This window comes from Vibrio kagoshimensis (genome assembly GCF_050337535.1).
GTDB classification, from domain to species: domain Bacteria; phylum Pseudomonadota; class Gammaproteobacteria; order Enterobacterales; family Vibrionaceae; genus Vibrio; species Vibrio gallaecicus.
Genome location: NZ_JAKJSZ010000002.1, coordinates 143,072 through 167,120, shown reverse-complemented (window position 1 = coordinate 167,120; position 24,049 = coordinate 143,072). Strand labels below are relative to the sequence as shown.

Genomic DNA, 24,049 nt, shown 5'->3' with positions numbered 1-24,049 from the left:
TCATTAGCTCATTAGCTCATTAGCTCATTAGCTCATTAGCTCATTCGTTCATTTCTTGTTGCTAAAGGTTCCTCGCTTTTCAATTCATAGTGGTAATTCAATAATCGCTGAGTGATTTCACTTACGGGTAAAGGCTTATCAAACAGGTACCCTTGAAATTGCTTACAGCCTAAGGCTTTTAATGAATCGAGTTCAGGTATTTCTTCCACTCCTTCAGCTATGACTTCGAGGTTTAATCGTTGTGCAGTCATAATGATTGTGTCGACAATGGCTTGATCACTTTCATCTAAGTGAAGCTGGGTAACAAAAGAGCGATCTATTTTCAAAACATCTACAGCGAGATGTTTTAAGTAGCGAAGAGAAGAGTAGCCAGTACCGAAGTCATCAATAGATATTTTTAAGTTATGCTCTTTAAGCTGCGCCATTTTTCGGATGGCATCATCGACATTCTCAAGTAGTAAACTTTCTGTTATCTCAAGTTCTATATTTTCTCCAGTGATACCGGCTTGAGATAAAGTGTGGGTTATGTGCTCGACAAAAGACTCTTGAGAAAATTGCAGAGGGCTAATGTTGATGGCGAGACGATGGAAGCATTCAGGTAAGACGCCTTGTTTTTCCCAGCTCGCATATTGGTAGCAAGCCTGCTCTATGATCCAATCCCCAATTTTCAAAATTTGCCCGGTTTCTTCTGCAATCGGCATAAATACCCCTGGAGGTAGCAAACCGCGATCCGGGTGATTCCAGCGAATTAAAGCTTCCACTCCGATGATTTCATGTTTGTCATTCACCTGTGGTTGATAGTAAAGCTCTAATTGATCTTTACTCAGAGCTTCATGTAGACCTTTTTCAATATCAAGAAAGGTTTCAACCTGAGCTTGCATCTCAGGTTCATAAAACATGTATTTATTCCGACCTGCCACTTTGGCTCGGTAGAGCGCTGTATCGGCTTGACGTAATACATCAATACTGGTTATCCCTTCTGAAGGGAACATGGAAATACCAATACTCACAGTGCAATAAAGCTGGTGGTCATCAATGGAGTAAGGGTTAGAGATTAAAGCCAACAATTGTTTTGCCATATCTGGAGCTTGCTCGATTTTGATATCAGGCATTAAAATCGCAAACTCATCCCCGCCTATTCTCGCGGCAATGTCTTGTTCTTTCACCCAAGCTTCAATTCTCATAGAGATAGCTTTAATTAAATGGTCTCCAATTGTGTGACCTAATGAATCGTTGATAGTTTTGAAGCGATCCAAGTCTAAATAAAATAAAGCTCCAGACGTTTTAGACTTCATGGCTGAACTGATGGTCTCATTGAGTTTTTTCAGTAATAAGCTACGGTTTGCCAGCCCTGTTAAGGTATCAAAATACGCAAGTTGATTAAGTTGGTTTTCAGCTGCTTCACGAGCTTGCCAAATGTTATGAAAGGATGTCGCGAGCCGGCTTAATTCATCCTGTCGATTATTCATCGGAAGTGGGAGAGCGGTTTGACGATTTTGAAGAGATTGCACCCATTCAATTAATGTCACGATTGGTTTTGACAGCTTGTAATAGAAGAAAGCCAGCAAAATAGTGGTCAGTAATATATTTCGAATGAGATCAAAAATAAGTATCCGGCTGGATTTAGAAATAAATGCTTCAGCTATGGTGGTTCCATTGACTGAAAAATTGAGCGTTCCAACAATAACATTAGAATCTGGCTGATGAAGTTCAGCGCTATAAAAAGGAGTATCAGGTGTTAAGAAGTCCGAAAGTAAGCGTGTAATAAGATCTTGCTGTTCGATTACACGATCTTGTTTGGTTAGCATATCGCCAAAATCATCAATAATAGCAACGCTATAAATAGCTTTATCCATCATTAGGCTAGAGGCAACTTGATCTGCCAATAAATGATTAAGGTGATATGCCGCTTGGCTTGCATTCGAATAATTCTGCAACAGCTTGAACTGGTAATGGTCTTCAATTCGAGTTTGTTCTTGGTGTAAATCCACAACAATGTGGTAGAAGCTAAAAAACACCCCAAGAACAACGGAAACTAAGAAAACTGTTTTAGCCTGTTTAAATGCTAACGAATGTATTTTTTTTGTTGTCGTCATACCTATAACCATTATCTGCCACTTATTTAGTTATAGCTCATATTTATTGATAATTTGATCATCTATTGTAATTTCATCAACATTGCATCAAAGGTTGTGCTCGAAGCTTATATACAGACAAGTTGCCCATTGAGTAAATATAGGGGAAAATACGCCGTAATAGATTCGTCCAACTCGCTCTCATACAATTTTATTGAATTGTTTGATACATTGGCCAACCAAAGAAGAACACATTCATGTCAAATACTCCATTTATTGGTGAAGTATCTAAACGTAGAACTTTCGCCATTATCTCTCACCCGGATGCGGGTAAAACCACGATTACTGAAAAGGTACTTTTATTCGGAAACGCGATTCAAAAAGCGGGTACTGTTAAAGGCCGTGGCTCTAACCAGCATGCAAAATCTGACTGGATGGAGATGGAAAAAGAACGTGGTATCTCGGTAACTACATCTGTAATGCAGTTTCCATACAACGAATGCCTAGTGAACCTACTAGATACTCCTGGACACGAAGATTTCTCTGAAGATACTTACCGTACCTTAACTGCGGTTGATTCTTGCCTAATGGTTATTGATGCTGCGAAAGGTGTCGAAGACCGTACACGTAAGCTAATGGAAGTAACTCGTCTTCGTGATACGCCAATCGTTACATTTATGAACAAACTTGACCGTGATGTTCGTGACCCAATGGAAGTGCTGGATGAAGTGGAAAGTGAGCTAGGTATGGCTTGCGCTCCAATCTCATGGCCAATTGGTTGTGGTAAAGAGTTTAAAGGTGTTTACCATATTCACCGCGATGAAACGATTTTGTATGAATCTGGTCATGGTCATGAAATCCAAGAAGTTCGCATTATTAAAGGGTTAGATAACCCAGAGTTAGATGTTGCTGTTGGTGAAGACCTTGCTGGAAGTGTTCGTGAAGAACTAGAACTAGTGATTGGCGCATGTCCTGAGTTTGATCATGAGCTTTTCTTAGCTGGTGAGCTAACGCCTGTTTACTTTGGTACTGCATTAGGTAACTTCGGTGTGGACCACATGTTAGATGGTTTGACTGAATGGGCTCCGGGTCCACAAACTCGCCAAGCAAATGAGCGTGAAGTTGAAGCAACTGAAGAGAAGTTCTCTGGTTTCGTATTTAAGATCCAAGCAAATATGGATCCTAAGCACCGTGACCGTATCGCGTTCATGCGAATTGTATCGGGAACTTATGACCAAGGTATGAAGATGAACCATGTTCGTACTGGTAAAAATGTAAGTATTTCAGATGCAGTAACTTTCATGGCAGGCGATCGTTCTCGTGCAGAAAAAGCATACGCAGGCGACATTATCGGTTTACATAACCACGGCACAATCCAGATTGGTGATACTTTCACTCAAGGTGAAAATCTGAAGTTTTCTGGTATTCCAAACTTTGCGCCTGAGTTATTCCGCCGTATTCGTTTACGTGATCCTCTTAAGCAAAAGCAACTTCTTAAAGGTCTGGTTCAATTATCTGAAGAAGGTGCGGTTCAAGTATTCCGCCCACTGCAAAATAACGACCTAATTGTTGGCGCGGTTGGTGTACTTCAGTTTGATGTGGTTGTGGCTCGTCTAAAAGCAGAATACAACGTAGAAGCGATCTATGAAGGTGTCAACGTTGCAACAGCTCGCTGGGTTGAATGCGATGACGTGAAAAAGCTGGAAGAGTTTAAGCGTAAGAGCCAAGCTAACTTAGCATTAGATGGTGGTGACAACCTTTCTTATATTGCTCCAACGATGGTAAACCTGAACTTAGCTTCAGAACGTTTCCCTGAAGTTAAGTTCCGCGCAACACGCGAGCACTAATCAACTCGATAACACTCGTCTTTGGCTTTACGCTTAATCACGATGTGTAAGTTTGATAAAGCGCCTATTGTTCATCAATAGGCGTTTTTTTATACTCGAAATATTATCTTGGTGATTTTTACTTCATTTATTTAGAAGTTATGAAATTACAGAGAACAAATACATGTGTGAGAGGCTGCGATGTTGAGTTGGTTAAAATCATTAGTAAGGCGATATGACAAGTGGTGTGAAGAACTTGGCTTAACACCTGAAAACAAGCGTAGTTGTGTTCCACATCGAACTGACACTATTAATGCTGATGACGAAACCACTAATACAAAGGCAGAACGGCCCAACGGGAAGCACCATGACTAATTTGTTTGATACCCATTGCCATTTAGATTTTGAGGTTTTTAGTGAAGGTGTTGAGCAGTATCTTGCTGATGCAGGGAAGTCTCATGTGACTAAATTTATGGTGCCTGCAATTGGAAAAGCTAATTGGGCTCGTCTCCATGCTATTTCTAAGCAATATAGGAACGTGTACTTTGCCGTTGGTTTCCACCCTTATTTTTTGGATGATTACTCATCATCTCAATTAGAGTCACTGCGAGATTTTTTGATTCAACGTTCAGGGCAATGCGTGGCAATAGGTGAATGTGGCTTAGATTTCGCAATTGGTGTCGATATGCAAAAACAAGAGGATTTCTTTGTTGCTCAATTGACTTTAGCTGATGAATTTAAGCTACCTATAATAGTCCATGAAAGACAGTCACATAATCGCCTTATACAACTTATTAAGCAAAATAAGTTTAAAGGTGGTGGAGTTGTTCATGGTTTTTCTGGAAGCAAACAGCAAGCGTTAGAGTGGATAAAGCTCGGTTTCTTCATTGGTGTGGGAGGAACGATAACTTACCCTAGAGCAAAAAAAACACGAACTACGATCTCAGAACTTCCGCTTGAATCATTAGTACTAGAAACGGATGCGCCGGATATGCCTTTTAATGGGTTGCAAGGGCAGCTGAATCATTCGAAGTACTTAGAGGTTTTATTGAATGAACTGGCTTTGCTTAGAAAAGAAACAAAGCAATCGGTTGCAGTGCGAATGTGGCAAAACAGCCATTTGCTATTCGATATCTGTGAATAAAATCTGAATATTTTGTTTATCGTTTGCCTAAATTACACATCACCTGTGATCCGACTCACAGATGCGTGTGAATGATTCATGAATCTTATACCAAAGTGTGAGGCCGGCATTACTTTATTAGTGGTCGCATGAGTATAATTGCTCCCGCTTTATAGCTCCATTTTGTCACACGCCAATCAATAACTAATAAGGAAGTCATAAACTATGAGCCTGTTTATGAGCCTCGTCGGAATGTTTGCACTGATCGCAATCGCAGTACTACTATCCGATAACCGCAAAGCAATTAATATCAGAACAGTGGCTGGCGCTTTCGCTATCCAATTCGCACTTGGTGCATTCGTACTTTACATCCCTTGGGGTCGTGATCTACTTGCAGGTTTCTCTGCTGGTGTAGCAAACGTGATCGACTACGGTAAAGATGGTACTGGCTTCCTATTTGGTAGCCTAGTTAACTTCTCAGTTGACGGTATCGGTTTCATCTTTGCATTCCAAGTTCTACCTACACTAATCTTCTTCTCTGCTCTAATCTCTGTACTTTACTACATTGGTGCGATGCAAGTTGTAATCAAGGTTCTTGGTGGTGGTCTTCAGAAAGCTCTAGGTACTTCTCGCGCCGAGTCTATGTCTGCAGCAGCAAACATCTTCGTTGGTCAAACGGAAGCTCCTCTAGTTGTTCGCCCATTTGTTCCTAAAATGACTAACTCTGAACTATTCGCAGTAATGTGTGGTGGTTTAGCATCTGTTGCTGGTGGTGTACTAGCGGGTTACGCATCTATGGGTGTTCCTCTAGAGTACCTAGTTGCAGCGTCATTCATGGCAGCACCTGGTGGTCTACTATTCGCTAAAATCATCAAGCCTGAAACTGATGAAGTTGATGAGAACCTAGGTTCTGACATCGACGGTGGCGACGACAAGCCTGCTAACGTTATCGATGCAGCTGCTGGCGGTGCTTCTGTTGGTCTTCAACTAGCACTTAACGTAGGTGCAATGCTACTAGCATTCATCGGTCTAATCGCTCTTATCAACGGTATCCTAGGTGGCATCGGTGGTTGGTTCGGTATGGACAACCTAACTCTAGAACTTCTTCTAGGTTACATCTTCGCTCCACTAGCATTCATCATTGGTGTGCCATGGGAAGAAGCGACTATCGCTGGTTCTTTCATTGGTCAGAAGACAGTTGTTAACGAATTCGTTGCATACTTAAACTTCGTACCATACGTTGGTGAGAACGCTCAAATCGTTGAAGCGACTGGTCAAGTGATGTCTGAGAAGACTCAAGCTATCATCGCATTCGCACTATGTGGTTTCGCAAACCTTTCTTCAATTGCGATTCTTCTTGGTGGTCTAGGTGGTATTGCTCCAAACCGTCGTCACGACATCGCGCGTATGGGTGTTAAAGCGGTTATTGCTGGTACTCTATCTAACTTGATGGCAGCAACTATTGCTGGCTTCTTCCTATCTTTCTAATTCGTTAGAACTCGATATATAGACGCCATTATAATATCGCCCCGTAGCAAGAAATTGCTACGGGGCTTTTTTGTTTTAGAAACGAGCAAATATCTCTGTTGAATGGAAAGTGATAGTTTTCATCTAAGATATTCATTGAGTAAATGCCGTTTTCTAATTTATTTTGAGATACAAACCGTTTGCGTTCTAAGGAGCACTACAAATTTTGGGCTGATGCCTATAATGTATAAGCTTAAGAGATAGGATTCTCTTCTTGGCTTTACACTGATGATTCGTAATATTTGCTCCCTATAAGTGATATTGGTTTTATTAGATTAGGAATTTAGCCATACTTAGCTTTCGTTAAATGTAGCTTAGCTAGATTTGACTCAAGTTATAGATGTTAGACACAACATGACTGAATTGTTGTGCCATAGACCAAACTGGTACTGTGCGGTGACAAGGATAGCAATTGATAATGCAGTAGTGTGTTATCAAGTCTTCAGGGAACCAAGTCCGTTCATTGGTGACTACTGAGCATTTTTTTATTCTCCATCTATACTGGATGGGGGGCGAAGTAGTTAACTATTTGAATATATTGATCGGAGATAGAAATGAGCGATTTAAAAGCAGCAGCTCTACGTGCACTTAAACTTATGGACCTAACTACGTTGAATGACGACGACACGAATGAAAAAGTGATCGCTCTTTGTCATGACGCGAAGACTGCAGTGGGCAACACAGCTGCAATCTGTATCTACCCTCGCTTTATTCCTATTGCTAAGAAGACACTACGTGAGCAAGGTACGCCAGAAGTTCGTATTGCTACTGTAACTAACTTCCCACACGGTAATGACGACATCGATATTGCTGTTGCAGAAACAAAAGCAGCAGTTGCGTACGGCGCAGATGAAGTTGATGTTGTATTCCCATACCGCGCATTAATTGCTGGTAACGAAGAAGTTGGCTTTAACCTAGTTAAACAGTGTAAAGCTGCTTGTGGTGACATCACTCTTAAAGTGATCATCGAAACGGGTGAGCTAAAAGAAGAAGCTCTAATCAAGAAAGCATCTCAAATCTGTATTGAAGCAGGCGCTGACTTCATTAAAACTTCTACTGGTAAAGTGCCAGTAAACGCAACACCTGAATTTGCACGCATGATGCTTGAAGTTATTCGTGACATGGGTGTAGCAAAAACAGTTGGTTTCAAACCTGCTGGTGGCGTTCGTACAGCTGAAGATGCACAAGCATACTTAGCAATGGCTGACGAGCTTTTAGGCGCAGAATGGGCTGATAACATGCACTATCGTTTTGGTGCTTCAAGTCTTCTGACTAACCTACTTAATACATTAGAAGTAACAGACAAAACTGCGGATCCAGCAGCATACTAATTTACCCATTCGGGTATGAAAAATTAAGTCTGTTTGATGGAGTGGCGTTAAGCCACTCCATATTACCTCTTTATCCTACAACCATACTCGCTCAGAGTTTGGGAGGCACTAATGTATCTACCTCAAGAAATTATCCGTAAAAAACGCGACAACGAAATTCTTACTACTGAAGAAATCAACTTTTTCATTCAAGGCGTTGCTAAGAATGAAGTATCTGAAGGCCAAATTGCAGCATTCGCAATGGCTATTTTCTTCAATGAAATGTCTATGCCAGAGCGTATTGCACTAACTTGTGCGATGCGTGATTCAGGTATGGTTATTGATTGGAGCCACATGAACTTTGATGGTCCAATCGTTGATAAACACTCTACTGGTGGTGTGGGTGACGTAACTTCATTAATGCTTGGCCCTATGGTGGCAGCATGTGGTGGTTTCGTTCCAATGATTTCTGGACGTGGTCTAGGACACACTGGCGGTACGCTAGACAAGCTAGAATCAATTCCTGGTTACAACATTACCCCAACAAACGATGTGTTTGGTCAAGTGACTAAAGACGCTGGTGTTGCGATCATCGGTCAAACTGGCGATCTTGCACCTGCTGATAAGCGTGTTTACGCGACTCGTGATATCACGGCAACAGTAGATAACATCTCGCTAATCACTGCTTCTATCCTATCTAAGAAATTGGCTGCTGGCCTTGATTCTCTAGTCATGGATGTAAAAGTAGGTTCAGGCGCATTCATGCCAACGTATGAAGCATCTGAAGAACTGGCGAAGTCTATCGTTGCAGTAGCAAACGGTGCTGGTACGAAAACAACGGCAATCCTAACTGATATGAACCAAGTATTGGCTTCATCGGCAGGTAATGCAGTTGAAGTACGTGAAGCGGTTCAATTCCTAACGGGTGAATACCGTAACCCACGTTTATTAGAGATCACTCTAGCGTCATGTGCTGAAATGCTTGTGCTTGGTAACCTAGCGAAAGATTCAGATGAAGCACGCGAAAAACTGATGGCTGTACTGGATAACGGTAAAGCTGCAGAGTGCTTTGGTAAGATGGTTGCAGGGCTTGGTGGTCCAGCAGATTTCGTAGAAAACTACGATAATTACCTAGATAAAGCAGAAATTATTAAACCAGTGTATGCGTTAGAAAGCGGTGTCGTATCTGCGATGGATACGCGTGCAATTGGTATGGCTGTTGTTGGTATGGGTGGCGGTCGCCGCGTAGCAACAGACAGTATTGATTACGCTGTTGGTTTTGATAACTTCATTCGCCTAGGCGAAGTAGCAAGTGAAGATAAGCCATTAGCAATGATTCATGCTCGCAACGAACAACAGTGGCAAGAAGCCGCGACTGCATTACAAAATGCAATCACTGTGGGCGGAGAATATACAGCAACTCCAGATGTTTACCGTCAGATTCGTTCTGAAGACGTATAAATTACTCTGGTGGAGAGAGCAATGAAAAGAGCATTTATTTTAGTTTTAGATTCATTTGGTATTGGCGAAACTGCAGATGCAGATACATTCGGTGATGTAGGTTCTGACACTATGGGTCATATCGCAGATCACTGTGATAAAGGCTTAGCAGATAACGCTGATCGTCAAGGTCCGCTAACATTACCTAACCTGTCTAAGCTTGGCTTAGCTATGGCTCATAAAGAGTCAACAGGTCGCTTTGCTCCTGGTATGGATGCAAATGCTGAAATTATTGGTGCATACGGTCATGCAGCAGAGTTATCTTCTGGTAAAGACACGCCATCTGGTCACTGGGAAATTGCTGGTGTACCGGTATTGTTTGATTGGGGTTACTTCACTGATAAAGAGAACAGCTTCCCTAAAGAACTAACTGATCGCATCCTTGAGCGCGCTGGTTTGTCTGATTTCTTAGGTAACTGCCACTCATCAGGTACCGAAATCCTAGACAACCTAGGTGAAGAGCACATGAAGACTGGCTTACCAATCTTCTACACTTCAGCGGATTCAGTATTCCAAATTGCTTGTCATGAAGAGACATTCGGTCTGCAAAACTTGCTCGATCTTTGTCAAATCGCTCGCGAAGAATTAGAAGATTACAACATTGGTCGTGTTATCGCGCGTCCGTTCGTTGGCCCTGGTAAAGGTCAATTTGAGCGTACTGGTAACCGTCGTGACCTTTCTGTTGAGCCACCAGCGGCAACTGTTCTTCAGAAACTTGTTGATGAGAAGGGCGGTAACGTTCACTCAATCGGCAAGATCTCTGATATCTATGCAGGTTGTGGTATTACTCAGAAAACTAAAGCGACAGGTATTCCTGCTTTATTCGAAGCGACAAAAGAAGCAATCAAAGAAGCGGGCGATAACACTATCGTATTCACTAACTTTGTAGACTTCGACTCAGCTTACGGCCACCGTCGTGATGTTGCAGGCTACGCTGCAGCGCTTGAGTACTTTGATGGTCGTATCAATGAAGTCATTGATATGATGGAGCAAGATGACGTACTTATCCTAACTGCCGATCACGGTTGTGATCCGACATGGCCAGGAACTGATCATACACGTGAACATATCCCAGTGATTGTTTACGGTAAGAACATCCCTGCGGGCTCTTTAGGGCGTCGCGATACATTTGCAGATATTGGTCAGAGTTTAGCAACATACTTTGGCACATCGGCGATGGGACACGGTACAAGCTTTTTATAATAGTTAACTAAGAGAGAGGGAGACCTCTCTCTTCTTTTTTTGGTTTGAGATAAAGGATATTTTCAATGGCAACTCCACATATTAATGCAGAAATGGGTGCATTCGCTGACGTTGTTTTAATGCCAGGTGACCCGCTACGCGCCAAGTACATCGCTGAGACTTTTTTAGATGATGTTGTACAAGTTTGTGATGTTCGAAGCATGTTTGGTTATACCGGTACTTACAAAGGTCGTAAGATCTCAGTAATGGGGCACGGTATGGGCATTCCATCTTGCTCAATCTACGTGACTGAGCTTATTAAAGACTTTGGTGTTAAAAAGGTTATCCGTGTCGGCAGTTGTGGTGCTGTAAATGAAGATATTAAAGTTCGTGATGTTGTAATTGGCATGGGTGCATGTACGGATTCTAAAGTGAACCGCATTCGCTTCAAAGGTCATGACTTTGCCGCTATTGCTGACTACAAGATGGTTCGTAATGCAGAAGAAGCAGCAAAAGCTCGCGGTATTGATGTAAAAGTCGGTAACCTATTCTCTGCTGAACTGTTCTATACGCCAGATCCTGAAATGTTCGAAGTAATGGATAAGTACGGAATTGTGGGCGTTGAAATGGAAGCGGCTGGGATCTACGGTGTTGCGGCTGAGTACGGCGCTCAAGCACTAACGATCTGTACTGTTTCGGACCACATTAAAACTGGTGAGCAAACCACATCAGATGAGCGTGCAACCACTTTTAATGAAATGATGCTGATTGCTTTAGATTCAGTTCTTCTTGGCGACGCATAATAATTATGAGTGTTAATCTTTTTATCATAAAGAGATGAGACATTTGTAATGGACAAACAAAAGCCCTCAAAACTGCCTGAGTTTTGGGGGCTTTTTTATCTGGAATCTAATCAGAGCCAGAATATTGAATCTTAGCTTCTAGCTATTGATTACACGGCACTTTATTTTGAGTTCTTACTGGGCCACATTCTTAAGTAGTAAGTTTTCACCAGGCTTTGTTTTCTTTTTACGGATGATTAAGATGAAAAGCATCCCACTAATAAACCCCATCAAAATCATTCCTAGCATGTAACGATCAATCCTACGGTAATGATGATCTGAAATCGAGGTCACCTTTCCGGTTTCGAAGGTCACTCTAACAAAACCTATAATGGCATTTTCTGCTGAGTAAATAGGCTCAACAAGTTGTTGTCGCCCAATGCTTGCCGTTGCGAGTGGCGTATCTAAACCTAGAATATCTCTTACTGTGCTTGCTTGTTCACTGGATGCTAAACGAATTCCTTCAGCGTCGTAAATAGTGGCATCAAATACCAAGCGATCTTGGGATAGCTGGTTAGTCAGCTGTAGCAACCTTTCTTGATCTTGTTGAGCAATCATCTTGCTTGCTGATAAAGAGGCTTGAGAAATTAAAACCTTGGTTAGGGTTTCTAACTGTTTACTTTGAATTTTCTCGTTGCCTTTACTAATAACGACGCTGTTTTTGATGGTGACAATAAACATCACACTAAGCAAAATTAAGGCAAAAATACGCAGAGCATTACGCAATGAAAAAAGTGATTCATTCATGTTTAGATAAACCTAGAGTAAACAAATTTTATATTTAGACATATTGAGACTTGCGTTTTTAAATTGCAATAGGTTAACGTCTAGCTAGGTTATTTAGGAATTACATACATGGACGCTCACAAATATTTGCCAATTAAAAGGCATACAACACTTATTACTCGGTTGCCTGAAACTCGTTTTTCATCGCAATTGTCTAAATCAAAAGCCAATTGGATCGTGTTTGCCGAGTACTTATCTCCTCAGTATTTTGATGACATTGATTTCTTCACGGGTTTTTACAACACGATTTTAGATACTTGGAAAGTGGGGCAATACGAAGTCGCCTTAATGTCAGGGAATTTGACTCCTGCGCATGAAGAAATCTTACAAGCACTAAAACTTGATTACGCAAACTTGAGTGAAGTACCTGACTTGTCTAAGCCGGGTTTGATTGTGATGGATATGGACTCAACCGCTATCAAGATCGAATGTATTGACGAAATCGCAAAGTTAGCCGGTGTGGGTACATTAGTCTCGGATATTACGGAGCGAGCAATGCAAGGTGAGCTCGACTTCGAACAAAGTTTACGTCAGCGTGTAGGTGCATTAAAAGGTGCTGACCAAGAGATTCTAGAGCAGGTTCGTAAGACATTACCATTCATGCCTGATCTAGCTGAACTTGTGAATACGCTGAAGGCGCTTGGGTGGAAGACTGCAATTGCTTCCGGTGGCTTTACTTATTTCTCAGATTACTTAAAAGATACGTTAGATCTCGATCATGCTCAGTCAAACACCTTAGAGATTGTGAATGGAAAACTGACGGGTGAAGTGCTTGGTGATGTTGTGTCTGCACAAACCAAAGCAGACATTTTGGTTGAACTAGCAGAAGAGCATGAAATCGAAATCCATAACACAGTCGCAGTTGGCGATGGTGCTAATGATCTGGTGATGATGGGAGCAGCTGGTTTGGGGATCGCATATCATGCCAAACCTAAAGTTGAGGAGCAGGCTCAAACTGCTGTCCGTTATTCTGGGTTGGGTGGTGTGCTGTGTATTTTATCTGGAGTTTTAGCTAAGCAGCAAAAAATCAGCTGGAAAGTAAAACCGTAGCGAATTTCAGTTTCTATTACGTTTACAGTCTTAACTAAAAAAGAGAAAAGCAGGCATAACGCCTGCTTTTTTATTTCTAATGTACATCTTTATCTGTATCAGGTTGTTAACTCTAAGCGGATAAGCACTTCTTCAGTAATATCTTCAGCTTCACCATACCCAACAAATGCTGTGACTTCCTTTTCAAGTTTACGTGCTTGATGCATGCTGACTTTGGCTAACTCTTCTAAGTCCGTCTGAAATAGGCTACTTAACGGGTTGAAAATTGGTGCCGTTGATACTCGGAGCACATAAATTTCACCCATTTGCTGTGCTTTCTTGATGAAGAGAATACGTTCTTTAACTGATGTGAAATCTTTCGTTAGCTTAGAATGAACGGATTGAATCTTCCCTGCAAATTTTATGGCGGCAATATACACGTCGTGGTGCTGTGGCTCTGCCCCTTCAATCTTTCTGAGAGGTTCAGCAAGTAATGAGTTCGAATGTCCTTTAAAGATAGGTTCTAAAGAGAAATGTTGCTCATGCCCAAGCTTTGCTAATAACATTAAGTGATTCGGCAATGGGAAGTTGACCCCAATGACTTTGGTTCTCAATGTAGAGCTTGGTTTATCAATAAAAATCGGGTTGCTGACTATTTTGCTTAAAAGAATATTGTGTAAAGATTCCAATAAAGCGTTAGTTGGAAGCAGTTCCTTTTTCTTCATCAGCTTATCTTGGTTTTGTTCTATCAAACCATTTAAGAAGCCAATAGTGCGTACTGTTTTACTGTTTTCTTCAATAACCAGTTGCACATTTTTTCCATTGGGGCTCACTCGAATGACGCGATAGGGGACTGAGCTTAAAGGTAGCTTTTTGTCATAAAGTTGAAGTTCGCTGAAATTAACAGAAATTAAATCGTCAATCTTCAATACTAGAGGTTGCTCTAGCGCCAAACTTAACCCGCGCTTTGAAAGGTCAACGGTAGAACCATTTGCAGACGCATCATTAGGACTGGTAATTTGCAGTGGCGATTTGAATTGGTATCTTGGTTCTTTACGACGCGACTGGGAATCAAAATAAATACTTTGAATATTTCCTATCACTTTTCGAGGGTGACGGAAGCGATTCAGTTCACTACTAGCAATTCTTGGCTTTTCAGAAAGTAAGTAATCCTGAGCGCTTTCTTCATCGCCAATCTCCTGCAAAATACCACAGTGCGTTAATCCATCAGAGCTTTGAGCTAAGCTGTCGGAGTGAGAGGCTAACGCTTGTCGTTCTTCTTTTGATAACTCGAATACAGAAAATTTGAAAGCTTTCCAACTCTTGCGCTTGGCTCCGACATGCCAAAATAATTGTCTTTGCTCTCTTGATGCTTCAGGAAGCATCATTGAATAAAATAATGTTTTATCTTGGTGAACATGAGTAAAAGAATAAATAACAGTGCTCGTACCTTTAACACCAGGTTTAGCTAGCTGTTTCATTCTCTGTTCGTTAAACAAAGTGCCGAGAGCATGCTGGTTACGCTCATCATGCCAATACTGCCACAACGGGTGGTTGTTATCTGTTAGTAAGGCGAGCTTGAGTTCATCTTCTTTAAAAAAGAGTGGCAAATTACAAGTGTGCTTTAAAAAGGTATGTTCAAAGCCTCGAGAGCGAGCTCGTATTATTTTGTCTTGGTTCTCATGCTGTGTTTTTTTACTTGTGCTGTGTAAAGCTTCATCAATCAATTGACTCATGATATTAGTATCTGTGAGACGGATGGTTCTGAGATACTTAACAGCATTGTTTTCGTAAGAGTCGTCTATACCTAAGACTCTAAATTCAACAGCGTCACTCACATCAGTTAATGATGATTTTTCTGCCAACTCAGTAAATGAAACGGCAATGACTTCGCCTAAGTTATATTTGAATGCGCTCGGGACTTTGAATTTAGCCCCTGACGGAGAAATATCGACTGTAACGGCTTGTAACACTTGCCCCTTAGAAGCTTTGACTTCGACTTGAGAATGAAGTCGAAGTCGGTTTTCTTTGCGTTTAAGATCGTAACCTAGGTTGATCGGTTCCGCTTCGTAAGGGCTACTGGCGCTGGTGAGTTCTTTGGTTTCAGCTGGTGGTTTATTGACATTATTTGTTCGGAAGGTGTTTCGAGAGTTGATTAGATTCTCCCATACACCTTCAGTATAACCTTTGAATTTTATTGTGCCTTTTTGATACGCGTTAAATGCAATATCATCTAACCAGTGCTTGCGACCATCTAAAACGTATTGATGGCACTCTGTATCGACTCGACCTCGTAAATCAATGCTCTTAGTACACGGAGCCATGATACGATTCAATTCCATCTTAACGAGTAATTTGAGCGACGGGGATTCCCCTTCTGTCATTTGTGAAAGAAGGTAATCAAAGTCACTGGCATGGTAAGCGGAGATAAGCCGCTCAGCTAAAGATAGAATTTCAGATTGCTGCATACTTTTATTGTTAAAATGGTCTGGGCATTTATGTTATCGACTAGTTACCTTCGATCTTTAAGTATAAGTAAGCTTACTGCAACTTTTATTTTCATGCGTACGGTCAACTGAGTCACAGAGTTTTAAATTTTAGGTTACTTAGTACAACTTTAATTATGTTGTATAACAATTGAGGTCATATGGCTAAAGCGAAACGAGCATATGTATGTAACGACTGTGGCGCAGACTTTCCGCGTTGGCAAGGTCAGTGCAATGCATGTGGGGCATGGAACACAATAACGGAAGTCAGGTTAGCTGCGTCGCCACAAGTTGCGAGAAATGAAAGGTTATCTGGTTATGCAGGTGGAGCGACGGAATCAGCCGTTCAGACTCTTTCTGAAATTAACCTTCAAGAAGTCCCACGCTTTAGTAGTGGCTTTAAAGAGCTCGATCGTGTGCTTGGTGGTGGTGTTGTTCCGGGGGCGGCGATTTTGATTGGTGGTAACCCTGGTGCCGGTAAGTCGACACTGCTGTTACAAACAATGTGTTTGTTGTCTTCGCAGATACCAACCTTATATGTCACGGGTGAAGAATCATTACAGCAAGTCGCCATGCGAGCTTCTCGTTTGGGTTTGCCTAAAGATCATTTGAAGATGTTGTCTGAGACCAATGTCGACAAAATTTGCCAAGTTGCAGAGAAAGAACAACCCAAAATAATGGTGATCGATTCGATTCAAGTTATGCATGTGGCGGATGTGCAATCCTCACCGGGTAGTGTTGCTCAAGTTCGAGAGTCGGCGACTGCTTTGACTCGTTATGCCAAGCAAAATAATGTTGCGGTATTCTTAGTAGGTCATGTAACTAAAGACGGCACATTGGCAGGACCTAAAGTTCTGGAACATATTATCGACTGTTCGGTTTTGTTAGATGGTGGAACGGATAGCCGGTTTAGAACACTTCGAAGTCATAAAAACCGTTTTGGTGCTGTGAATGAACTAGGCGTTTTTGCAATGACAGAGCAAGGTTTGAAGGAGGTAAGTAACCCTTCTGCTATATTCTTGTCTCGCGGTGAAGAGGAAACGTCAGGCAGCTCGGTTATGGTTGTCTGGGAGGGAACTCGCCCTTTACTTGTCGAAATTCAAGCCTTGGTGGATTACTCACAATTGGCTAACCCGCGTCGTGTAGCGGTTGGTCTTGAACAGAATCGCTTATCACTCCTGCTGGCAGTATTACATAAACACGGTGGTTTACAGATGGCTGACCAAGATGTATTTGTCAATGTAGTCGGGGGCGTTAAAGTAACCGAAACCAGTGCAGACCTAGCATTAGTGATGGCGCTTTTATCGAGCTTCAGAGACCGCGCGCTACCAAAAGATGTGGTTGTATTTGGTGAAGTTGGTTTAGCCGGTGAAATTCGCCCTGTACCAAGTGGACAAGAACGTTTAAATGAAGCGTTTAAGCATGGGTTTACTAAGGCGATTGTACCTGCGGCAAATATGCCCAAAGGTGGGATTCCTGGAATGCAAATCCATGGGGTTAAAAAGCTTTCGGAAGCAATTAATGCCTTTGATGAGTTGTAATCAATTTTACTTCAGCTAATCTATAGGTCAGTAATCAGCTTAGGGTTATTAAATAACATTTAATGATTCTAACCTTTTAATAAACAATCGCTTAGATTGTTTTAATTGAGTCGCCTTTTCATTTTATTCTGAAAAGGTGAAGTTTTTCAATCTCAAATGCATGCAAAGCTATCAGTCTTCACAGATTGTGATATACTCTGCGCGCATTTTATATCCTATTAACAGAGTAAGACAATGGCAGATTTATCGAAATACAGAAACATTGGTATTTTCGCGCACGTTGATGCGGGTAAAACTACTACCACTGAGCGTATCCTTAAGCTAACTGGTCAAATCCACAAGACTGGTGAAGTACATGATGGCGAATCAACGACTGACTTCATGGAACAGGAAGCTGAGCGCGGAATTACTATCCAATCAGCAGCTGTAAGCTGTTTCTGGAACGGTCACCGTCTAAACGTTATCGATACTCCTGGACACGTTGACTTCACAGTTGAAGTATACCGTTCTCTTAAAGTACTTGATGGCGGTATCGGTGTATTCTGTGGTTCTGGTGGTGTTGAACCACAATCAGAAACTAACTGGCGTTACGCTAACGAATCAGAAGTATCTCGTCTGATCTTCGTTAACAAACTAGACCGTATGGGTGCAGATTTCTACAACGTTGTTGACCAAGTTAAAAACGTTCTAGGCGCAAACCCACTAGTTATGGTTCTACCAATTGGTCGTGAAGACGAATTCGTTGGTGTTGTAGACCTACTAAGCCGTAAAGCATACGTTTGGGATGACACTGGTCTTCCTGAAAACTACGAAATCCTAGATGTTCCTGCGGACATGGTAGATGACGTAGAGCAATACCGTGAAGAGCTAATCGAAACTGCTGTAGAGCAAGACGATGACCTAATGGAAGCTTACATGGAAGGTGAAGAGCCTTCTATCGAAGACATCAAGCGTTGTATCCGTAAAGGTACTCGTGACCTAGCGTTCTTCCCAACTTTCTGTGGTTCTGCATTCAAAAACAAGGGCGTACAAATCGTTCTTGACGCTGTTGTAGATTACCTACCTTCTCCAACTGAAGTTGATCCTCAACCTCTAATGGACGAAGCTGGCGAAGAAACTGGCGAACACGCTATCGTTTCTACAGAAGAAACTTTCAAAGCGCTTGCATTCAAAATCATGGATGACCGTTTTGGTGCTCTAACTTTCGTTCGTATTTACTCTGGTAAATTGAACAAAGGTGACACGATTCTTAACTCATTCACAGGTAAAACTGAGCGTGTTGGCCGTATGGTTGAGATGCAAGCTGATGACCGTAACGAACTAACTAGCGCACAAGCTGGTGACATCATTGCGATCGTTGGTATGAAGAACGTGCAAACTGGCCACACTCTATGTGATCCAAAAGATCAAGTAACGCTTGAGCCAATGGTTTTCCCAACTCCAGTAATCTCTATCGCTGTATCTCCAAAAGATAAAGGCGGTTCTGAGAAAATGGGTATCGCGATCGGTAAAATGGTTGCAGAAGATCCATCTTTCCAAGTTGAGACTGACGAAGAAACTGGCGAAACTATCCTGAAAGGTATGGGTGAGCTTCACCTAGACATCAAGGTAGATATCCTTAAGCGTACATACGGCGTTGACCTAACTGTAGGTGCTCCTCAAGTTGCTTACCGTGAAACTATCACTCAAGCAATTGAAGATAGCTACACGCACAAGAAGCAATCTGGTGGTTCTGGTCAATTCGGTAAGATCGATTACCGTATCAAACCAGGCGAAGCTGGTTCAGGCTTCAAGTTCAATTCTGTAGTTGTGGGCGGTAACGTTCCTAAAGAATTCTGGCCTGCAGTTGAGAAAGGCTTTGCTGGCATGATGGATAACGGCGTACTAGCTGGCTTCCCTACGCTAGACGTTGAAGTTGAACTTTACGATGGTGGTTTCCACGCAGTCGATTCATCTGCTATCGCATTTGAAATCGCAGCGAAAGGCGCATTCCGTCAATCTATGCCTAAAGCTGGCGCGCAACTTCTTGAGCCTATCATGAACGTTGACGTGTTCACTCCAGACGATCACGTTGGTGATGTTATCGGTGACCTTAACCGTCGTCGTGGCATGATCAAAGATCAACAAGCTGGTGTTACTGGTGTTCGTATTAAAGCTGACGTACCTCTTTCTGAGATGTTCGGCTATATCGGTCACCTACGTACTATCACTTCTGGTCGTGGCCAATTCTCTATGGAATTCGCACAATACTCACCATGTCCAACTAACGTTGCTGACGAAGTGATTGCAAAAGTTAAAGCAGAAAAAGAAGCTAAGTAATTAGCTCTTATCTGAAATAACTTAAAAAGCCCCGCTAGTTTAACTAGCGGGGCTTTTGTTTATTAGTAACACTGTGTTTAGCTGTTTAGCTGTTTAGCTGTTTAGCTGTTTAGCTGTTTAGCTGTTTAGCTGTTTAGCTGTTTAGCTGTTTAGCTGTTTAGCTGTTTAGCGAAAGCTAGCTTTGCTTTAACTGCACGTAGATATTTTCTACTTTAGTACGTGCCCAGTCTGTTTTTCTTAAAAACTTCAAACTAGATTTAACGCTTGGATCTTTCTTGAAACAGTTTATGTTGACCATATAGCTTAATTCTTCCCAGCCATAATGCTCCACGAGCTCAGTTAGTAGTTTCTCTAAAGTGATGCCATGCAGTGGGTTGTTCGCTTGTGCCATTATTCTATCTCATCTGTAATTATCAGCGCATTATAGCAGCTAGTTTACTTCTCTTGTTCCCATTTTAAGGTGTAGTCGGAGTCTATAATTTCTAAGTCATTAAGATTTTGATTTTGAAATGCTTTAACTTGTTCATTAATCCACAATTGGAAATCTTGAACTTTCTTTCGCTTAAAATAGCCCTTTGGTGCACATAAGAAGTACTTATATTTGGGCTTCATTGCTTTATTTCCGATTCGGACCAGCTTGCCTTCTTCAATATATCGCCGAGCTAAACTGTGTTTGACCAGTGCTACTCCTTGTACAGACAAAGCGCCTTCTAGTACAAAGTGTGAACCGTCATACTTAATACTGGATTGCTTACCTACTTTGCTGAAGGTTGTTAGCCAGTGCTCCCAATCCATATCTGGCCATGAGTCTTCAATTAGTTCTGCCCTTGAGAGGTCGTCAATATCATAGATCTTGTGCTTTTCTTGATAAATAGGATGACAAACAGGGTAGATAATTTCTTCCATCAAGAGAGTTGACTCTAAATTAGGGTACTTTCCTTGCCCGTAACGGATACATAAATCGACAGACGAGTCTTCAAAAGTGACTAGCCTGTTTGTTGGCTCTATCAGCAAAGATAAGCTAGGGAACGTTTCTCTGAATTGATTGACTCTTGGTACTAGCCAGTTTTGAGCAAAAGATGGCAAAGTCGAAATAGATAACCGATTTGGATCGGGGTCCTGATTAATTTGTCTGACACCATCTTGAATATGAGCAAAGCCTTTTTTGGCTTGTGTAAACAAGATCTGCCCTTCAGAAGTGAGCACAACTTTTCGGTGCTGTCTGATAAATAAGGAAGTGCCTAAGAATTCTTCCAGTACACGAATTTGTTGGCTTACGGCTGCTGACGTGACAAATAAGTTTTCGGCTGCGAGTTTAAAGCTTCCAAATTGAGCTGCCTTATAAAAGTAGTACAAGCCTTGTAGCGGGGGCATTTTATCTTTCACATTAGAATACCTTAACTGTATGGCGATATTAATCGTTTGTTAGAAATACGAACTTGTTCGATTATTAATCACGAAAAGAGAATCGACAAGAGGTATTTGGACCATGGAAATGACAACGAAAAGAAACGCAGATTTATTACTACCTTTCTCTACAAATTTGGTTAAGAAATTCTATACTTACTTTTTAAAATGGAGACAGAATTCAAGGACTCGCAAAGCTCTTTCAGAATTACCCGATTACTTACTGGAAGATATTGGAGTGACTAAGCTTGAGGCGAACAAAGAATCGTCAAGACCATTTTGGGACTAGTGCTTATGAAAGGAGAAGCGTTGGATGTTACAAATTAGTGTATTAAAAAAAGGGAGCTTTAGGCTCCCTTTCTGTTTTTATTAGAAGGATTGTATTCAGGTGATAGGCTTAATCTGAACTTTATTCTTCCCAAACAACCAATTTATCACTCGGCCAGTTGTGCCCAATTTCATGGTATTTTTGCTCAAGGACATGTCGTTTAATTTTCAATGTAGGAGTAAGGACACCGTTCTCAATACTCCATGGGTCTTTTATCATTAAGACGCCTTTAATTTTTTCATGAGAGGCTAATTGCGCATTCATTTTTTCGATTACGCGTTTAGTGGTTCTCTCATAGCGGTCTTTATCAAAATTCGGAAAGTCATGAGGGACGACAAGTAAAATAGGACCTGGAAGACCTAAACCGATTAAACACATCATTTCAACACGGCTGTATTCAAATAGCTTATTCTCAATCGGTACAGGAGCAACAAACTTCCCTTTAGCGGTTTTAAAGGTATCTTTCTTACGACCTCTAATGGTTAAGTAGCCTTCACTATCAAGTGAACCGATGTCACCCGTATGAAGCCATCCTTCAGCGTTAAAGGCTTCTTGTGTCGCAATATCATTCTTATAATAGCCAGAGAATAACCCCTCACCTCGGACTAAGATTTCATCATCTTCAGGAGCTATTTTTAGTTCTATTCCTGGTCCAGCATTACCTACAGATCCAATTTTGTCGGCTCTGAATGGGTAGTTGAGCGTGCTATAAGCGAATGATTCGGTCATTCCCCAAGCTTCAGTAATGTGTAAACCAACGCTTTCATACCACTCAAGTAAAGCTGGTGGTACAGCAGCTGACCCACATCCTAAAACGCGAGCTTGATCTAACCCTAAACCGTCAGCGAGCTTTTTCTTAATGATTCCATTTACAAACGGAATCTTCAGTAAGAAATTGAGCTTCTTCTGCGGGAGTTTATCTTGGATTCTTTGTTGGAATAGCGTCCATAAACGCGGCACTGAGATGAACAGTGTTGGTCGTTGCATTTTCACATCATCGATAAAAGTATCTAGTGACTCTGGGAAAGCTGTTTGTACACCACCCACAATGGATGAACCAAAGATGTAAACACGTTCAGTTATATGAGCAAGTGGAAGATAGGAAAAGAGTCGATCGTTTTTCTCTATACCAATATGATCAATTAACCTTTGGACAGACCAACAGAATGAACCATAAGTGAGCATTGCGCCTTTAGGTAAACCAGAGGTGCCAGAAGTATATACGAGCGACATGAGTTTATCGTCGTAATGTTCAGGGCGTTTCTCTGTTGGACTGTTTTGGCTGATGAGGTCATCAAATGTGTGAGTGCATTGTGCAGCCGTATCATAAGGTAATGAAATGCTGATTAAGCTCGGGTTGTCATCTAAAACTTTTTGAGTAGCGGCTGGATCATCTAGCTTACCAGTGATAACGATTTTGCTTTCACTATGTGTAATACAGTATTCAATGGTATCAGCGCCGGCTGTCGGGAAAATTGGTACGCTGACAAAGTCCCCCAGCATCATGGCTAAATCGCAAATAAACCATTCAGCACAGTTTTTTGAAACCAGCGCGACTCTATCACCAGGCTTTGCACCTAAATTTTCAAGTGCACTGGCAAGACGAAGTGCTTTATCGGCAACCTCGTGGTAAGTAAATTCAACGAATTGTCGATTAATTATCTGTCTTAAGTAAACCTCATTTGGGCGTTCCTCTGCCCATTTTAAGATCATTTCGTTTGGTGGCGGGAGAGCGCAGGTTGGTTTGCTTAACTCGTTAGGTTGGATCATTCTCTAACTCCGTGTTATTGGCAATCTAGCTTATTATTTTTATGATAGCTTATTGATTTATGATAGCTTATTTTTCTTGTTAAATACTTGTTAACTTTATCATGCCTTTTTACAGAGTTAAAACATAAGCCGTATAAGTGTGATTTGAACGCGAGTAGGTTGGTTCGAGATTTTGTAAGCAAGTTAGTGAACGTGTCTAAAAGCACAAGGAGTCATCCCTGTCTTCTTTTTAAAGATTCGAGAAAAGTACGATACATCGCTGTAACCGCACTGATAAGCAATAAAAGCAACTTTTGAGGAGCGATCACTTATTAACATAGACTTGGCTTGATTAATCCTTTTGTTGCATAGGTAATCACGGAAGCTAATACCGATAGATTTATGAAATATTTTAGAGAAATAGGTGACAGAATAGTGGCACTTCTCCGCAATATCTTCCTCACGAATAGTGTCAGAAAGGTTATTCTCGATATATCGCAATGTATTGATAAGTTCTTTATTCACACTCTTTGTTAGAATAAGTGGCTCTAAATTCTTACTTTCTAAGTACTCGTGATTCATAGAGAAGCTTAATTTCACTTTTGAAGCTAACTCATCTATCCAGTTATCGAACCCTTCAGTATGTATGTTGTAACTGTCATATATAGAATGATGATTTGGTGTTCTTCTTTCAATATCACTTTTATTTATAATTATTAGATTCTTAGCAAGATTATTACTTATCACTAAAGCTGAATTTAGAAGGTCTTGATTACTTCCGTAGTCATAACAAAAAAAACAAAAACTCACCTCACTGTCGCTAAGAATAGAAATATCTTTTCCATGCTCAATAATATTGAATCTATCTGATATTTCAGATGATATTTCTATCATTAAGCTATTGAGGGGGGCACCAATCCAGTGACCAATATGTGTGGCTTCCATAAATCACGCTCGTGTTTAATAAACTTTAAGATTACATCCTTGTATATTTATAGATTAGAAGAGTGACAAGAAAG

The 24,049-nt window shown here is 41.3% G+C and carries 19 protein-coding genes; 12 read left to right on the top strand and 7 right to left on the bottom strand.

What is annotated here, in order from left to right:
* Window positions 1–35: 35 nt before the first annotated feature.
* The gene (locus L4C37_RS00935; RefSeq protein ID WP_429767643.1) at window positions 36–2,096 is read right to left on the bottom strand and encodes a putative bifunctional diguanylate cyclase/phosphodiesterase; all 2,061 of its coding nucleotides are present in this window, start codon (window positions 2,094–2,096) and stop codon (window positions 36–38) included.
* A gap of 236 nt (window positions 2,097–2,332) precedes the next feature.
* On the opposite strand from L4C37_RS00935, the gene prfC reads away from it, so the two are divergent.
* From prfC to deoD, 8 genes are all read left to right on the top strand, one after another.
* Window positions 2,333–3,922 carry a peptide chain release factor 3 gene (gene prfC / locus L4C37_RS00930; RefSeq protein WP_137373457.1) on the top strand — a complete coding sequence of 530 codons (1,590 nt, stop codon included), beginning with the start codon at window positions 2,333–2,335 and terminating at the stop codon, window positions 3,920–3,922.
* Window positions 3,923–4,102: 180 nt separating this feature from the next.
* Window positions 4,103–4,276, top strand: a complete 174-nt coding sequence (locus L4C37_RS00925) for a DUF5363 family protein (protein ID WP_429767642.1) — start codon at window positions 4,103–4,105, stop codon at window positions 4,274–4,276.
* Entirely contained in the window at window positions 4,269–5,045 is a 777-nt protein-coding gene (locus L4C37_RS00920) for a TatD family hydrolase (protein ID WP_429767641.1), read from the top strand. Before L4C37_RS00925 ends, L4C37_RS00920 begins: the two co-directional genes overlap by 8 nt.
* A 204-nt stretch (window positions 5,046–5,249) precedes the next feature.
* A complete protein-coding gene (locus L4C37_RS00915; RefSeq protein ID WP_137373459.1) occupies window positions 5,250–6,512 on the top strand; it encodes a NupC/NupG family nucleoside CNT transporter in 1,263 nt (420 codons plus the stop codon).
* Between the two features lie 593 nt (window positions 6,513–7,105).
* Window positions 7,106–7,882, top strand: a complete 777-nt coding sequence (gene deoC, locus L4C37_RS00910; protein ID WP_137373460.1) for a deoxyribose-phosphate aldolase — start codon at window positions 7,106–7,108, stop codon at window positions 7,880–7,882.
* Between the two features lie 111 nt (window positions 7,883–7,993).
* Window positions 7,994–9,322 carry a thymidine phosphorylase gene (deoA, locus tag L4C37_RS00905; RefSeq protein WP_137373461.1) on the top strand — a complete coding sequence of 443 codons (1,329 nt, stop codon included), beginning with the start codon at window positions 7,994–7,996 and terminating at the stop codon, window positions 9,320–9,322.
* 21 nt (window positions 9,323–9,343) lie between these two features.
* Window positions 9,344–10,564: a phosphopentomutase gene (locus L4C37_RS00900; RefSeq protein ID WP_137373462.1), complete on the top strand. Its 1,221-nt coding sequence runs from the start codon at window positions 9,344–9,346 to the stop codon at window positions 10,562–10,564.
* 65 nt (window positions 10,565–10,629) lie between these two features.
* A complete protein-coding gene (deoD, locus tag L4C37_RS00895; RefSeq protein WP_137373463.1) occupies window positions 10,630–11,346 on the top strand; it encodes a purine-nucleoside phosphorylase in 717 nt (238 codons plus the stop codon).
* Between the two features lie 174 nt (window positions 11,347–11,520).
* On the opposite strand, the gene L4C37_RS00890 is transcribed toward deoD, so the two are convergent.
* Window positions 11,521–12,132, bottom strand: coding sequence for a YtjB family periplasmic protein (locus tag L4C37_RS00890; protein WP_429767640.1), 612 nt, complete (start codon window positions 12,130–12,132; stop codon window positions 11,521–11,523).
* A 108-nt stretch (window positions 12,133–12,240) separates the two neighbouring features.
* Here L4C37_RS00890 and serB point away from each other — a divergent pair, with 108 nt between their 5' ends.
* Window positions 12,241–13,221: a phosphoserine phosphatase gene (gene serB / locus L4C37_RS00885; RefSeq protein WP_429767639.1), complete on the top strand. Its 981-nt coding sequence runs from the start codon at window positions 12,241–12,243 to the stop codon at window positions 13,219–13,221.
* Window positions 13,222–13,319: 98 nt separating this feature from the next.
* Here the strand turns inward: serB and L4C37_RS00880 are convergent, their stop codons facing one another.
* Window positions 13,320–15,668, bottom strand: a complete 2,349-nt coding sequence (locus tag L4C37_RS00880; RefSeq protein ID WP_273296881.1) for a PilZ domain-containing protein — start codon at window positions 15,666–15,668, stop codon at window positions 13,320–13,322.
* Window positions 15,669–15,847: 179 nt separating this feature from the next.
* Here L4C37_RS00880 and radA point away from each other — a divergent pair, with 179 nt between their 5' ends.
* Window positions 15,848–17,227, top strand: coding sequence for a DNA repair protein RadA (gene radA, locus L4C37_RS00875; protein WP_137373467.1), 1,380 nt, complete (start codon window positions 15,848–15,850; stop codon window positions 17,225–17,227).
* A gap of 234 nt (window positions 17,228–17,461) precedes the next feature.
* A complete protein-coding gene (gene fusA / locus L4C37_RS00870; protein ID WP_137373468.1) occupies window positions 17,462–19,546 on the top strand; it encodes an elongation factor G in 2,085 nt (694 codons plus the stop codon).
* A 175-nt stretch (window positions 19,547–19,721) separates the two neighbouring features.
* On the opposite strand, the gene L4C37_RS00865 is transcribed toward fusA, so the two are convergent.
* Both L4C37_RS00865 and L4C37_RS00860 read right to left on the bottom strand, forming a co-directional pair.
* Window positions 19,722–19,937: a VF530 family protein gene (locus L4C37_RS00865; RefSeq protein ID WP_137373469.1), complete on the bottom strand. Its 216-nt coding sequence runs from the start codon at window positions 19,935–19,937 to the stop codon at window positions 19,722–19,724.
* Window positions 19,938–19,981: 44 nt separating this feature from the next.
* Complete coding sequence (locus L4C37_RS00860) at window positions 19,982–20,932, bottom strand: LysR substrate-binding domain-containing protein (RefSeq protein WP_273296023.1); 951 nt, start codon at window positions 20,930–20,932, stop codon at window positions 19,982–19,984.
* Window positions 20,933–21,035: 103 nt separating this feature from the next.
* Here L4C37_RS00860 and L4C37_RS00855 point away from each other — a divergent pair, with 103 nt between their 5' ends.
* On the top strand, window positions 21,036–21,242 hold the full coding sequence (locus L4C37_RS00855) for a DUF1127 domain-containing protein (RefSeq protein WP_429767638.1): 207 nt from the start codon (window positions 21,036–21,038) through the stop codon (window positions 21,240–21,242).
* Between the two features lie 120 nt (window positions 21,243–21,362).
* Here the strand turns inward: L4C37_RS00855 and L4C37_RS00850 are convergent, their stop codons facing one another.
* Both L4C37_RS00850 and L4C37_RS00845 read right to left on the bottom strand, forming a co-directional pair.
* On the bottom strand, window positions 21,363–23,051 hold the full coding sequence (locus tag L4C37_RS00850; RefSeq protein ID WP_137373472.1) for an AMP-binding protein: 1,689 nt from the start codon (window positions 23,049–23,051) through the stop codon (window positions 21,363–21,365).
* 183 nt (window positions 23,052–23,234) lie between these two features.
* On the bottom strand, window positions 23,235–23,975 hold the full coding sequence (locus L4C37_RS00845; RefSeq protein ID WP_429767637.1) for a helix-turn-helix domain-containing protein: 741 nt from the start codon (window positions 23,973–23,975) through the stop codon (window positions 23,235–23,237).
* Window positions 23,976–24,049: the final 74 nt, after the last annotated feature.